At 70.5% G+C, this 13,212-nt stretch carries 11 protein-coding genes; 4 read left to right on the top strand and 7 right to left on the bottom strand.

The genetic code is table 11. The features are described 5' to 3' along the window. Positions 1-44 precede the first annotated feature (44 nt). The 4 genes from OG542_RS36660 to OG542_RS36675 form a co-directional block, all read right to left on the bottom strand. On the bottom strand, positions 45-869 hold the full coding sequence (locus OG542_RS36660; RefSeq protein ID WP_328416647.1) for a carbohydrate ABC transporter permease: 825 nt from the start codon (positions 867-869) through the stop codon (positions 45-47). Further along, positions 866-1,786, bottom strand: a complete 921-nt coding sequence (locus tag OG542_RS36665; protein ID WP_311129829.1) for a carbohydrate ABC transporter permease — start codon at positions 1,784-1,786, stop codon at positions 866-868. The genes OG542_RS36660 and OG542_RS36665 overlap by 4 nt, the downstream gene beginning before the upstream one ends. Positions 1,787-1,788: 2 nt before the next feature. Next, entirely contained in the window at positions 1,789-3,120 is a 1,332-nt protein-coding gene (locus tag OG542_RS36670; protein ID WP_328416650.1) for an ABC transporter substrate-binding protein, read from the bottom strand. 73 nt (positions 3,121-3,193) lie between these two features. Then, positions 3,194-4,231: a LacI family DNA-binding transcriptional regulator gene (locus OG542_RS36675; protein WP_328416653.1), complete on the bottom strand. Its 1,038-nt coding sequence runs from the start codon at positions 4,229-4,231 to the stop codon at positions 3,194-3,196. Between the two features lie 133 nt (positions 4,232-4,364). On the opposite strand from OG542_RS36675, the gene OG542_RS36680 reads away from it, so the two are divergent. Next, entirely contained in the window at positions 4,365-6,476 is a 2,112-nt protein-coding gene (locus tag OG542_RS36680; RefSeq protein WP_328418250.1) for an alpha-galactosidase, read from the top strand. Between the two features lie 117 nt (positions 6,477-6,593). On the opposite strand, the gene OG542_RS36685 is transcribed toward OG542_RS36680, so the two are convergent. The 3 genes from OG542_RS36685 to OG542_RS36695 form a co-directional block, all read right to left on the bottom strand. Further along, positions 6,594-7,727, bottom strand: a complete 1,134-nt coding sequence (locus OG542_RS36685; RefSeq protein WP_408057816.1) for an acyltransferase family protein — start codon at positions 7,725-7,727, stop codon at positions 6,594-6,596. Between the two features lie 216 nt (positions 7,728-7,943). Further along, entirely contained in the window at positions 7,944-9,575 is a 1,632-nt protein-coding gene (locus OG542_RS36690) for a cellulase family glycosylhydrolase (protein ID WP_328416655.1), read from the bottom strand. Positions 9,576-9,631: 56 nt separating this feature from the next. Beyond that, positions 9,632-10,741, bottom strand: a complete 1,110-nt coding sequence (locus OG542_RS36695) for a GDSL-type esterase/lipase family protein (protein ID WP_328416657.1) — start codon at positions 10,739-10,741, stop codon at positions 9,632-9,634. Between the two features lie 221 nt (positions 10,742-10,962). Between OG542_RS36695 and OG542_RS36700 the strand changes: the two genes are divergently transcribed. The 3 genes from OG542_RS36700 (at position 10,963) to OG542_RS36710 (ending at position 13,196) form a co-directional block, all read left to right on the top strand. Further along, positions 10,963-11,235, top strand: a complete 273-nt coding sequence (locus tag OG542_RS36700) for a hypothetical protein (protein ID WP_328418342.1) — start codon at positions 10,963-10,965, stop codon at positions 11,233-11,235. A 222-nt stretch (positions 11,236-11,457) separates the two neighbouring features. Then, positions 11,458-12,312 carry an ABC transporter permease gene (locus OG542_RS36705; protein ID WP_261680089.1) on the top strand — a complete coding sequence of 285 codons (855 nt, stop codon included), beginning with the start codon at positions 11,458-11,460 and terminating at the stop codon, positions 12,310-12,312. Beyond that, complete coding sequence (locus OG542_RS36710; protein WP_311129823.1) at positions 12,309-13,196, top strand: carbohydrate ABC transporter permease; 888 nt, start codon at positions 12,309-12,311, stop codon at positions 13,194-13,196. Before OG542_RS36705 ends, OG542_RS36710 begins: the two co-directional genes overlap by 4 nt. Positions 13,197-13,212: the final 16 nt, after the last annotated feature.

Here is a 13,212-nt window from a genome sequence, read left to right on the forward strand (position 1 = left end):
GGGCTCTCGTGCGGGTGGGGGTGATCACGCTGCTGGACCTCCAGTCACTTCACGGCTCCACTGGTGATTCCGGACACGATCTTTCGCTGGCCGACGAGGAATACGGCGACCATGGGCAGGCTCATCACCACGACGTACGCGAAGACGAGATGCCAGTTGTTGAGATAGAGCTGGGCGCTGGCGACCTGGTAGAGATTGAGCGGCAGGGTCGCCCGGTCTCCGCCGCCGAGGACGAAGAACGCGTAGAAGACGTCGCTCCAGGCGTAGAGCATCACCATGATCGTCGCGGTGGCGATCACCGGCCGGAGCAGCGGCAGGACGATCCGCCAGAAGATGCGTGACGGGCTCGCTCCGTCCATCCGGGCCGCCTCCTCCAGCTCCATGGGGATGGCGCGGATGAAGCCGGTCATGAAGAAGATCGACGTCGACAGGTACATGCCGGTGTAGACGGCGATCATGCCGGGGCGGGTGTTGGCCAGCCCCATCTGCCGCAGCTCCATCACGATGGTGATGACGGCGGGCGGCAGCAGCAGTCCGCTGATGCACAGCGCGTACGCCGCAGAGACCAGCCTCGACTTGCGGCGGGCGAACACCCAGGCGGCGCCCGCGCCCAGGATCAGCACCAGGACCACCGAAGGCACCACGACCAGCAGCGAGTTGAGGAAGCCGCGCAGCATCTCGCCCTCGCTGACGGCGTCCGCGTAGTTGCTCGCGGGCTGCCAGCGCCCGGGCAGGTCCAGGTTCGGCTTGATCGCCTCGGCCTGCGGCTTGGCCGAGGTGACGGCGACCAGCCACAGCGGCACACCGACGGCCAGCGCCGCGAGCAGGACGACGAGGGAAGGGCGGCCGTACCGCCACAGCGCGGTCACAGGAGCTGCTCCCTTCGCCGGAGGCCCACGACCAGCGGGATCGCCACGGCGACGACCACCAGGAAGAGGACGAGGCTCATCGCGGAGGCCTGGGCGTACAGGCCCTGTCCGAAGATCCGGAACATGTAGATGTTGAAGACCTCCGTGGAGGCCGCCGGACCGCCGCCGGTCGTGGCCTGCACGATGTCGAAGGTGTTCATCGAACCGATCAGCGCCGTGGTGACGTTGAAGGTGACGGCCGGCGCGAGCATGGGCCAGCGCACCGACCAGAAGGTCCGCCAGGGCCCCGCCCCGTCACACTTCGCGGCCTCCAGCATCTCGCCGGGGATGCCCTTGAGCCCGGCCAGATAGATCAGCATCGACAGGCCCATCCACTTCCACCCGTGGATGAGCGTGACGATCACCAGCGTCCACGTCGTCGAGCCCAGCCACGGAATGTCCGTGCCCAGCAGGGAGTTGACGGCTCCGTCCTGATCGAGCAGCGCCTGGAACACGTAGCCGGTCGCGAGTGCCGAGATCAGCACCGGCAGGAAGAAGACGGCACGGAAGAACCGGTTGAAACGGCTGTCATCCTCCAGCAGCAGCGCCAGCACGAGCCCGAAGCCGTTCTGGAACAGCGCCGCCAGCAGGGCGTACACCAGGGTCGTACGGACCGCGCGCAGCAGCGACCCGTCGTCGGCGATGGTCTTGAAGTTGTCCAGGCCCGTGAAGGCGATGTCCGCGTGGTACGAGGACCAGTTGGTGAACGGGTAGTAGAAGTTGAGCAGGTTCGGCACCAGGAAGAAGCCCGCGAAGACGACGATCGCGGGCAGCGCGAACCACCAGGGGTGGTGCACGGCCGCGCGTGGCAGCCGCCCCACCTTCTTCGGCGCGCCCCTGACCGGCGCGGGCTTGGTACGTACGACCGTGTCCGCCATCGTCAGAAACCTGGTGCGCCCTGGGCCTTGGCCACCTGCGCGAACTGGTCCTGGATCGCCTGCGCGACCTGCTGCGGGCTCTTCTTGTCGAAGATCATGTCGGCCAGGTAGAGGTGGGTGTCCGGGGCGACGATCGCCTTGGCCTGGAAGACGCCGATGGCCTTCGGCAGGGCGGCCACCTGGGCCTTGGACGTCCCGGGCAGTCCGCCGGGGGTGGGCACGGAGGGCTGCACGGACGGGATCTTCATCGCCTTGATGTAGTCCGGGTAGTCCGGCCCGAGCCAGAAGGCGAGGAACTGCCGGGCCGCGTTCTGCCGCTTGTCGTCACCGGTCTTGAAGGCGACGACACCGTTGGTCTGGTCGGGGGAGTACAGGCCGGTGGCCGAGGAGTTGGCGACCGGGAACCAGCCGATCTTCTTGTCGATCTCGGCGGTGGAGTACTTGGCCTGCAACTGGCTCTGGAAGGAGGTGACGTTGAGGACCATGCCGGCCTCGCCCTTCCACAGCGAGTCGGCCTGCCCGGTGAACGTGCCCGTCCGGTAGTTCTTCTGGGCGAGCCCGGCGTCGAGCAGCTTCTCCTTGTACTTCTTGATGGCGCCGACGACGACCGGGTCGGTCCACTTCTTCTTGCCGGCGTTCAGATCGGCCCACCACTGCTGGTCGAGGTCGGTGAGCTGGAGCTGCATCTGCCACTGGAGCGGCCACTTGTCGCCGCCGGCCTCGTAGAAGGCGGCCGCGTCGGTCTTGTCGACGACCTTGTGGCCGAGGGCGAGCAGCTCGTCGTAGGAGGTGGGGAAGTCCTTCTCGCTCAGCCCGGCCTTCTGGAAGACGTCCTTGTTGTAGTAGACGCCGAGCATGGCGGGGCTGGTGACGATCGCCGCGTACCGCTTTCCGTCGATCATGCCGAGCGACTTCTCGGTTCCCCCGAGCTTGGCCTCCCACGGCTCCCCGTCCAGGGTCAGGAGATTCTGCTTCGGCTGGACGAACGGCAGGGTGGAGATCGACGGCTGCCAGAACATCAGGTCGGGGCGGTCGCCGGACGCCAGCTTCGTCGGCACGTTCTGCTCGTAGAGGTCCGGGATCGCCTGGGTGTCGACCTTGGCGCCGGTGGCCTTCTCGAAGGCGTCGATGACCTGCTTGGGCGCGTTGACCGTGTTCTGCGCGGTCCACATGGTCAGCTGCACGCCGTCGAGGCGGGCGGTGGGGTTGACCTCCGCCTTCTTCCCGCCCGAACCGGAGTCGCCGGAGTCCCCGGCGGTCGGGTCACTGCACGCGGTGGCGGCCAGGCCGGCGGCGCATATCAGCGCCAGGGCGGGGAGAGCTCTTCTCTTCATCACGAGCCTTTCCGGAGCAGGCGGTTCAGGTTCAGGAAGCGGGACTCACAACTGCTGGGCGGGTGAGAGGTGTTCAGCGACCGGTGGGCGGTGGCCCCGAGCTCTCCCGCACCACCAGCTCAGGGACGGACACGGGATGCGGGGCGACCTGCGCCGACTCCTCCAGCACTCCGTGCAGCAGGGCGAACGCGGACCGCCCGAGGCCGGTGAAGTCCAGGCGTACGGTCGTCAGGGACGGCGTGAGGAAGGCGGAGTGCGGGGCGTCGTCGAAACCGGCCACGCTGACGTCGCCCGGCACCGAGCGGCCGGTCTCGTGCAGGGCGCGCAGCACGCCGAGTGCGAGGTCGTCGTTGCCGCACAGGATCGCGGTGACGGACGGGTCGCCCGCCAGCTTCAGCCCCGCCGCGTGACCGCCCGCCGGTCCCCAACTGCTTTGTACGGGGCGGGGCTCCGGGGCGCCGGCCTCCTTCAGCGCCTGCCGCCAGCCGCTGGTGCGGGCGCTGGTGCGGCGGGTGCTGGACGGGATGGCGACGTAGTGCACGGTCTCGTGGCCGAGGGAGAGCAGATGCCGGGTCGCCTGGTAGGCGGCTTCACGGTCGTCGGTCCAGACCCACGGGCGGTCGCCGCCGGGCGGGCTCGCCGGGGTCTCGACCACGCCGACGACCGGCAGCGCTGATGGCACGGCTCCCAGCGCCCGTACACCGGCCGGATCGTAGGCGATCACGATGAGCCCGCCGCCCGCGTCCGCAGCGCGCTGCACCTCAGCGGCGACGGCCGCGTCGTCGGCGGACTCCAGGACCCCGATCCCGACCGCGTACGACGCGGCGCGGGCGGCCTCCTCGATGCCCTGGAGGATCGAGGCGTAGCCGTAGTGGGTGGTGTTCGCGGTGAGCACGGTCACGGCCCGGCTGCGGCCGCTGGCCAGGGCGAGGGCGGTCGCGTTGCGGCGGAAGCCCAGTTCGTCGATGGCGGCGAGCACCCGCTCCCGGGTGGACGGCCGGACGCTCGGATGGCCGTTGATCACCCGCGAGACCGTCTGGTACGAGACCCCCGCCGCGGTCGCGACGTCCCTGATGCTCGCCGGGCGCCTTGTGTGACCGGTCACATTCATGCGAGGATTGTGACCGGTCACACTTGGGTCGTCAAGAGACCGTAACGAGTAATTCACGCGGACCTCCGCTCCCCGAGAACGGGGCGGGGCCAGGAGGGGGAGCACCTTGACCGGCACGGCGGATGCGGCGCACATGGCCTCCAACCAGCGGCAGGACGAGTTCACTTGGGGACATGAGGCCCTTCGGGCCCGGTTCGCCGTCGCCTCCGACGGGACCCTGCGGCTGGTCCGGCTCACCCACCCCGACGACGACCGCCCCGCCGCCCCGGACCCGGCGCTCCCGCTCGTGGAACTCACCGCCCTCGGCCACGGCAGCGGCTGGTCCGGCCCCCGCTTCACCGGCACGGCCTTCGGCGCACGGCTCGCCTACCGGGCCCACCGCACGGGCAGACGCGACGGCTGGGACTGGCTGACCGTGGAACTCCACGACCCCGAGAGCGGGTTGACGGCGTTCGCCGAGCTGACGTCACCCACCGGCCTGCCCGTCCTGCGCTCCCGCGTCCGGCTCCGCAACGCCGGCCGGGAGCCCCTGGTCGTCCAGTCCGTCAGCAGCCTGCTGCTCGGCGGCCTGCCCTCCCCTGACGCCCTCGACGTACACCGGGCCCGCAACGACTGGCTCGCCGAGTGCCGTTGGTACGCCGAGCCGCTGCGCGCGGGCATCGCCGACATCAACATGGACGTCCACGAGCACGACAGCCGGGCCGCCCTCGCTCTCACCGGGCGCGGCAGCTGGCCGACCGACGGCCATCTGGCCATGGGGGCGCTGACCGAGCGGGGTGGCGGCCGGGTCTGGGTGTGGCAGGTGGAGTCCCCGGCCGGCTGGCGCTGGGACCTCGGACAACGTGCACACGGCACGTACCTGGCGCTGAACGGCCCCACGGACGCGGAACACCAGTGGCGGGTCCGCCTCGAACAGGGCGAGGAGTTCACCACCGTGCACGGGGCCCTCGCGCTCGGCTCCGACCTCGACGCGGCGATGGGCGCCCTGACCTCCTACCGCCGGGCGATCCGCCGCCCGCACCCGGACCACACCGCCCTCCCCGTCGTCTTCAACGACTACATGAACACCCTCATGGGCGACCCGACCACGGCCAAACTGCTGCCGCTGATCGACGCCGCCGCCGACGCCGGCGCGGAGTACTTCTGCATCGACTCGGGCTGGTACGACGACGACACCCGGGGCTGGTGGGACAGCGTCGGCGCCTGGCAGGCCTCGCCGCGCCGCTTCCCCGACGGCGGCATCCAGGCGGTCCTGGACCGGATCCGGGAGCGCGGCATGGTGCCCGGGCTGTGGCTGGAGCCGGAGGTCGTCGGGGTACGCAGCCCGGTCGCGGCCGAGCTGCCCGCCGAGGCGTTCTTCCAGCGCGACGGCGTGCGTCTGACCGAACAGGGCCGCCACCAGCTCGACCTGCGGCATCCGGCCGCCCGCGCCCACCTGGACAAGACGGTCGACCGCATCGTCGGCGACTGGGGCGTGGGTTACCTCAAGCTGGACTACAACATCGTGGTCGACCCGGGCACGCAGGCCTCCGGCGACCTGGCGCCGGGAGCAGGGCTGCTCGGCCACGCCCACGCCTACCTGGACTGGCTGTCCGCCGTACTGGACCGGCACCCCGGCCTCGTCGTCGAGAACTGCGCCTCGGGCGGCATGCGCATGGACGGGGCCACCCTGGCCGTCGCCCAGCTCCAGTCCACCAGCGACCAGCAGGACCCGCTGCGCTACGCGCCCATCGCCGCCGCCGCCCCGACCGCGGTTCCGCCCGAGCAGGGCGCCGTCTGGGCCTACCCGCAGCCCGGCTTCGACGACGACCTGATCTCCTGGACCCTGGGCGGGGCCCTACTGGGCCGCATCCACCTCTCCGGCCATCTGAACCGCATGCCGGAACCTCAACTGGCCCTCGTACGGGACGCGGTCGCGGTCTACAAGTCGATCCGCGGCGACCTCGCACAGGCCCTGCCCTTCTGGCCGCTCGGCCTGCCCGGCTGGACGGACGAGTGGCTGGCCCTCGGCCTCAAGGTCCCCGGCGACCGCACGGCCTACATCTCGGTCTGGCGCCGCGGCGGACCGGCCGAACTCCGCGTCCCCCTCCGGCACCTGGCGGGCCGGACCGTCCGCGCGGACGTCCTGCACCCGTCCTCCCCGGAGACGGGCCGGGCCACCTGGGACGGGGACGGGGACGGACTGACGGTGTCGGTCCCGCGCACGCCCGGTGTTCTGCTGGTTCGGCTCACGCAGGACGGCTAGGGGGTCGTTGGATCACCCCGGGTCCGCGACGCTGGCACGGCACCTCGCACCGCACCACGCTCCGCGGCCTGATCCGAGCTGATCCGAACGGCACCCCCGTGGGCGAGGCGCCGGGCGTCACTCGCGTACGGCGTTCCGTTCGCGGGCCTGATCGCGGGCGTCCCGGCGGAAGGCCCACGCCATCTCGGGCTCCATCACCCAGCGGAACAGTCGCCGTACCGGCGGGGTGCACAGCGCGGTCACGACGACGGCCGCGACGGCCGTGACGACGAGCTGGCCCAGGGGCCGGTGGACCCACTCCGGCTCGTACCAGCCCCAGAACTTGGACCCCTGGGCGACGAAACCGTGCAGCAGATAGCCGTACAGCGTGCCCGCGCCCAGCACCGTGAACCACGCCCGGCGCCCGGGCACCCAGGAGAGGAAGCAGGCCACCAGGACGAGCGAGCAGCCGAAGATCACCAGCGTCATGACGGGCCCGGACCAGGAGGGCGCGGCAAGCTCCTCCGCGCTGTCGCGGTGGTAGAACCAGGCGCCGGTCATCCGCGGCACCGCCCAGTAGGCCACGGCGACCGCGGCGGCGAAGACCGGCACGGCGAGGATGCGCACCTTGCGCCGGCGCACCAGCCGGAAGTGCTCCGGCTTCAGGCACAGGCCGAGGACGAAGTACGGCAGGAACTGCAGGGTGCGCTGCAGGTCGAGGTCGTTGCCGACGGACGGCGAGAGCGTCGCCAGCATGGCGATGACAAGGGCGACCGGCAGCGGCCACCGCACATGCCGCCACACCGGCGTGGTCAGCCGCCAGATGAACAGCGCCGCCAGGAACCAGGTCAGGTACAGCGGGTCCAGCAGACTGATCGGCCGGTCGGGCTCCTGGTCGGTCCACCGGGTGAACAGGGTGTACGCCGTCTCGAAGACGACATACGGAATGGCGAGCCCGGTGATCAGACGCCTGATGCGGCCCGGGCCGGCGTCGAAGGAGCGCGAGAAGTAGCCGGAGATGATGATGAACGCCGGCATGTGGAAGGCGTACACCACCATGTACAGCGCGCTCGCCGCCCGGCTGCCGTCCCGCAACGGCTCCCAGGAGTGCCCCATGGCCACCAGCACGATCGCCAGGTACTTGGCGTTGTCGAAGAAGGCGTCCCGCTGCCCGGACCGCTGCGCGGGGGCGGCCGCCTCGGACGCGTCCTTCCGCCCCCGCCCGCCGTCGGCCGGCGCGACGGCGCGCATGCGCAGGGTGTCCTCGCTCATCACGCCCCCCGCGCACGGTGGGGGGAACCGGAACGGGTGCGGGCGCGTCTTGCCGGAGTTACGGCAGTGGGGTGCCGATGAGACATCCCCGCCGCCTCACCACTGCGAGGCCGCGTAAACCGCTTTCCGGTGCGATGTCGTATGGATCACAGCCACGGCGACGGTGCCGCCGCGCCGGACGCCGGGAAGCGCGCCGGCACCGTCGCACGCGGCGCGTCAGCTCACCGAGCAGGTCGCGCCGTTCAGCGTGAACGCCGTGGGACTGGGGTTCGCGGCCGACCGGGTGGCCGTGAAGCCGAGGGTGACCGAGCCCGAGGCGGGGACCGTCGCGGTGTACGAGGCGGCCGCGACGCTGACCTCGGAGCCGCTCTGCGTCGCCGTACCGCCCCAGAGGTTGGTGATGCGCTGGCTGTCCGGGAAGGCCCAGCGCAGCGTCCAGCCGTTGATCGCCGAGGTGCCGGTGTTGCGGAGGACGATCTCGCCCTGGAAGCCGCCGGGCCAGCTGCTCGTCACCCGGTAGCCGACGCCGCAGGACGACGGTGAGCCGCCGGGGGAGGTCGTGACCGTCACCGTGGCCGAGCGGGGCGAGCGGTTGCCCGCGGCGTCACGGGCGTAGACGGCGAAGGTGTGGGGCGTGGACGGGGCGAGGCCGGTGACGGTGGCGGAGGTGCCGGTCGTGGTGGTGGCGGCGGTCTCGGTCGCGCCGCTGACCCGGACGACGTCATAGCCCGTGACCCCGGTCGCGTCGGTGGCGGCGGCCCAGGCCAGCTTCACGGATGACGAGGTCACCTCCGAGGCGGTCGGTGTGCCGGGAGCGGTCGGGGGAGTCGTGTCGCCGCCGCCCGAGGAGTAGACGGTGGCTTCCTTCGAGGTGGCGGCGATGCCGTTGGCGCCGTTGAAGACGCGCTGGCCCCAGGAGCTGAGCCGGGTGCGGTCGAACTCGATCGCCAGGTCGAGGACCGGGTCGGTGTTGCCGCTCCAGGACCAGGCCAGGTAGCCGAGCCGTAGCTGTTGGGCGACGGCCATCATGGTGTCCTCGTCCGGGTCGCCGTACTGGTCGGCCGGGCCTCCGAACTCACCGATGAGGATGGGCAGTTTGGCGTTGACGAAGGCGTTCAGATAGTCGGTGATCTCCTGGGCGGTGTCGTAGACGCTGTACATGTGGATCGAGAAGATCAGGTTGCCGGTGGGGTCGGCGTTGTAGACCGACTTGGCGTTGTCGCGCATGACGCCTTGCCAGTCCTGGCCCCAATTGGGCGCGTCCACCATGATCGTGTGCGCGAATCCGGCGCCGCGCAGCTTCTTGACGGCGGCGATGGTGGGATCGGTCCACCCTGCGGGATCGGTGTTGCCCCAGGGCTCGTTGCCGATGTTGATGATGACGTAGTCCTCTTGGCCGGTGAGCACCTCTTTCAGGCCGATCCAGTAGTCGGCCGCGTGGTCGAGGGTCCCGGCCGCGGCTTCCTCTCCGTAGCCGGTGGTGTCGTGCACCTCCAGCACGCAGATGAGCCGGTTGGCCTTGCACTGGGCGATGACGCCGGCCACGTCCTGCGCGCTGTTCTTGGTCCAGCGGTGGCCGTCGGAGAGGACGACGCGGACGGTGTTGGCGCCCAGCGCCTTGACGTCGGCCAGCGACTGCGTCTCGCCCGGGTACCAGGTGTGGGCGTGGTTGACGCCGCGCATCACGAAGTCGTTCCCGGAGGCTTCCAGGAGACGGCCGTTCTCGATGCGGAATCCAGTGGGGGCGGCCTGTGCCGGTGTGCTGAGCGAGAGGAAGGAGAGCAGGAGTCCCAGGAGGGCGGCGGCCACGCCGGCCATGCGGGGGACGGAGGCTGTGCGGGATCTCATGGCGGCTCCAGTAGGGGGGAGGGGAGGGGGAGTCGGGCCTTGGTCCGCGCCGGCTGTCACTCGGCCGGTGTCTTCGCCGTGCAGGTGACAGTCGCCGCCGGGGCGCCGGCCGTTGCCGGGGCGGTGGCGACGAAACCGAACGTGGCGCTCGCGCCGGGGGCCAGCGCGCCGTTCCACGCCGCGTTCGTGACGGTGGCCGTGCCGTCGGCGGCCGTCGTGTGGGTGCCGTTCCAGACCTGGGTGAGACGCGCGCCGCCCGCCGGTACGACGGTCGCGGTCCAGCCCGAGGCTGCGGCGGCGGACGTGTTCGTCACCGTCACCTCGCCCTGGTAGCCGCCCTGCCAGGAGGAGACGGCCCGGAAGCGGGCGGTGCAGGCCGCGGGGTCCTCGCCCGGGTCACCGGGGTCGCCTGGGTCCTGCGGGACGCCCGCGTCGAGGACGGCCGCCAGGGCCGGGTACCAGCGGGCGGCGATCTTGTCGTCGCCGGAGGCGTTGGGGTGCACACCGTCATAGGTGTCGCCGGCCGTGCTGAAGCCCGTCCACTGGTCGACCACGGTGACCGGGGAGCGGTCGGTGCTGGTCGCCCGGGCCCAGGCCGGAATCCGCGCGTTGAAGTCGACGACGCGCTGCGCGCAGGCCGCGCAACTGCTCGGGTTCATCGGGATGAGCTGCGCGACGAGGATCCGCATGTCCGGATCGGAGGCCCTCATCTGCGACACGAGCTTGGTGTAGGCGGCGAGGATGCGGTCGGGGGCGATGCTGCTCCACACGTCGTTCGTGCCGAAGTGCATGACAACGATGTCCGGGCGGGTGGAGGCCAGCCTCCCCGGCAGCAGGTTCTGGTCGGCGACGTTCGTCACCAACTCGCCGCCGTGACCCTCGTTGTCGCCGTCGTGCGCCTGTCCGCACCCCTGCGTGGGGAGGGTGCCGACGAAGTCGATCTCCGTGTATCCGCTGTTCACGAGCCGGTTCCACAACACCGCTCGCCAGCAGCCCGGCGAGCCGGTGATCGAGTCGCCGAGCGGCATGACGCGCACGGGGTCAGCGGCCGGGGCGGCCGTCGCGCGGGGTGCGACGGTCAGGCCGAGGGGGAGGAGCAGGGTGGCCAGGAGGCCGAGAACCGTGACGATCCGTAAGTGAGGGGACGAGCGGCGGGTTCTGCGCATGGTGGTCCCTTCCCTGGGCGAGGTGGGAGCGCTCCCATGACATCAAGCCATTGTTGTCATTGACGCGTCAAGAGGTCGGGCGTGCGGGACACCGCTCGAGGGCGGGCCCGGCACGCCGACCCAGCGGTAGGGGGCGTCGTAGACGAGCCGGTCCAGGGATAGGCCGTCGAGGCCGGAGAGAGCCTGGTCCAGTTCCTCTCGGCCGGGGCGACGACGGCCCGGTGGTCGGGCCCGATGGCCGGGCGAGCACACGGTCGAAGGCCCAGGCCGCCAGCGTGGCGTCGTACGCGGGACCGCTGCCGCCCGCAGCCGGGTCCACGCCGGCCGCCACCGGAGGCTTCGGTCGGTCTTGCCGTGGCCCAGGCTGCGAGGACTTCCACGACGAGGACGAACAGCGTGACTACATCTCCCCGACCGGTGGCGGCTACTTCTTCGTCCTGCCCGCCGTGCGCTCGTCCTCCGACTGGTTCGGCCGGGGGCTGCTCTCAGCGTGAAGGCGTGACGTGGGGCGTGAAGTCCCGGCCGTGTCAGAAGTGTTGACCGCGTTGTGAAAGCGTTTTAACTTTCCTTCACCGGACACGCCGAGGTGAGGGGGAGCCGTGGCAACTGACTTACGGGAACGAGCAGGTGTAGAGGGAGTGAGTCCCTCCCGCCGTGGTTCCGACGGGGTGCAGCGCAAGCGTAAAGGTTTTCAGAGCCGGGCACTGTTCCTGCTCATGTTGCCCGGTGTCGCCTACTTCCTGCTGTTCCACTACGGCGCCCTCGCCGGCAACGTCATCGCGTTCAAGGAGTACGTGCCGTTCGACGGCCTCCTGGGCAGCCCCTGGGTGGGTCTGGGCAACTTCCAGCGCATGTTCGAGGACGCGGCGTTCTGGGACTCGGTCCTCAACACCCTCTGGATCGCCGTCCTCCAGCTGGTCTTCTACTTCCCGGTGCCGCTCGGTCTCGCCCTGCTGCTGCACACCCTCACCTGGAGCTCGGTGCGCCGGTTCGTGCAGTCGGTGGCGTATCTGCCGCACTTCATCTCGTGGGTGATCGTCGTCGCGCTGTTCCAGCAACTGCTCGGGGACACCGGCCTGCTCAACAGCGGCCTGAGCGGGGCCGGTCTGCACACCGTCGACATCATCGGCAACCCGGACGCCTTCCGGCCGCTCGTCGTCGCCCAGGTCATCTGGAAGGACGCCGGCTGGGGCACGATCATCTTCCTCGCCGCGCTCGCCCAGGTCGACGAGCAGCAGTACGAGGCGGCAGCCATCGACGGCGCCGGACCCTGGCGGCGTTTCTGGCACGTCACCCTGCCCGCCATCCGCCCGGTCGTCGTGCTGCTGCTCATCATGCGGCTCGGCGACATCCTCTCCGTCGGCTTCGAGCAGATGCTGCTGCAACGCGACGCGGTCGGACCACAGACCGCCGAGGTCATCGACACCTTCGTCTACTACCAGGGCATCGTCGGCGGCGACTACGGCTTCGCGGCGGCCGCGGGCCTGTTCAAGGGGCTCGTCGGCGCCCTGCTCGTCTACGCGGCCAACAAGGTCGCCCATCGCCTCGGCGAACAGGGGGTCTACAGGTGAGCGCGTCCGCCCGGCCCGGCTGGATGGAGAAACCCCGGCCGCTCACCCAGACCGCGAAGGCGCTCGCCCTGGCCGCGGTTGTGCTGCTGGTGTGCGTGCCGTTCCTGGTGATCGTGTCGACGTCCCTGGCCTCCACCCAGGAGGTCGTCGACAACGGCGGCTGGGTGCTGTGGCCCACCGAGCCCACGCTCGACGCCTACCGCGACATCTTCGACGGCGGCATCGTCACCCACGCCCTCGGCGTCAGCGCGGGCGTGACGATCGCGGGCACCCTGCTCAGCCTCGCCTGCACGGTGACCTTGGCCTACGCGCTGTCCCGCCCGGGGGTCTTCGGCGGCAAACCCGTGCTGCTGCTGGTGCTGTTCACGTTCCTCTTCCCGCCCGGCATGATCCCGAGCTTCCTGCTCGTCAAGGAACTCGGCCTGCTCGACTCGTACGCCTCGCTCGTGCTGCCCGTCCTGGTCAACGTGTTCAACCTGGTCGTGCTGCGCGGCTTCTTCCAGTCGATCCCCGAGGAGCTGTACGAGGCGGCCCGGCTGGACGGGGCGGGGGACTGGCGGGTGCTGGTGTCGGTGGTGCTGCCGCTGTCCAAGGCCGCACTCGCCGTCGTCGGCCTGTTCTACGCCGTCGCCTACTGGAACTCCTGGTTCTACGCCTCGCTGTACCTGGAGAGCGACCACTGGCCGCTCCAGCAGGTCCTGCGCACCTATGTGGTGGCCGGGGCCGGACTCACCGACGCGACCACCGGCGAAGCCACCGTCACCGCTCCGCAGACCGTGCAGATGGCGGTGCTCGTGATCGCCACCGTGCCGATCCTGCTGGTCTACCCGTTCCTGCAGAAGTACTTCACCAAGGGCGTGCTCACCGGCGCCATCAAGAGCTGACCCAAGCCGACACGAG

The organism is Streptomyces violaceus (assembly GCF_036014075.1).
GTDB classification, from domain to species: domain Bacteria; phylum Actinomycetota; class Actinomycetes; order Streptomycetales; family Streptomycetaceae; genus Streptomyces; species Streptomyces violaceus.

What these genes read in the sequence shown, in the direction of transcription:
- OG542_RS36695 (WP_328416657.1), bottom strand. Translation starts at nt 10,741, where the DNA reads ATGCGCAGAACCCGCCGCTCGTCCCCTCACTTACGGATCGTCACGGTT.
- OG542_RS36675 (WP_328416653.1), bottom strand. Translation starts at nt 4,231, where the DNA reads ATGAATGTGACCGGTCACACAAGGCGCCCGGCGAGCATCAGGGACGTC.
- OG542_RS36680 (WP_328418250.1), top strand. Translation starts at nt 4,365, where the DNA reads ATGGCCTCCAACCAGCGGCAGGACGAGTTCACTTGGGGACATGAGGCC.
- OG542_RS36670 (WP_328416650.1), bottom strand. Translation starts at nt 3,120, where the DNA reads ATGAAGAGAAGAGCTCTCCCCGCCCTGGCGCTGATATGCGCCGCCGGC.
- OG542_RS36665 (WP_311129829.1), bottom strand. Translation starts at nt 1,786, where the DNA reads ATGGCGGACACGGTCGTACGTACCAAGCCCGCGCCGGTCAGGGGCGCG.
- OG542_RS36685 (WP_408057816.1), bottom strand. Translation starts at nt 7,727, where the DNA reads ATGAGCGAGGACACCCTGCGCATGCGCGCCGTCGCGCCGGCCGACGGC.
- OG542_RS36705 (WP_261680089.1), top strand. Translation starts at nt 11,458, where the DNA reads ATGTTGCCCGGTGTCGCCTACTTCCTGCTGTTCCACTACGGCGCCCTC.
- OG542_RS36690 (WP_328416655.1), bottom strand. Translation starts at nt 9,575, where the DNA reads ATGAGATCCCGCACAGCCTCCGTCCCCCGCATGGCCGGCGTGGCCGCC.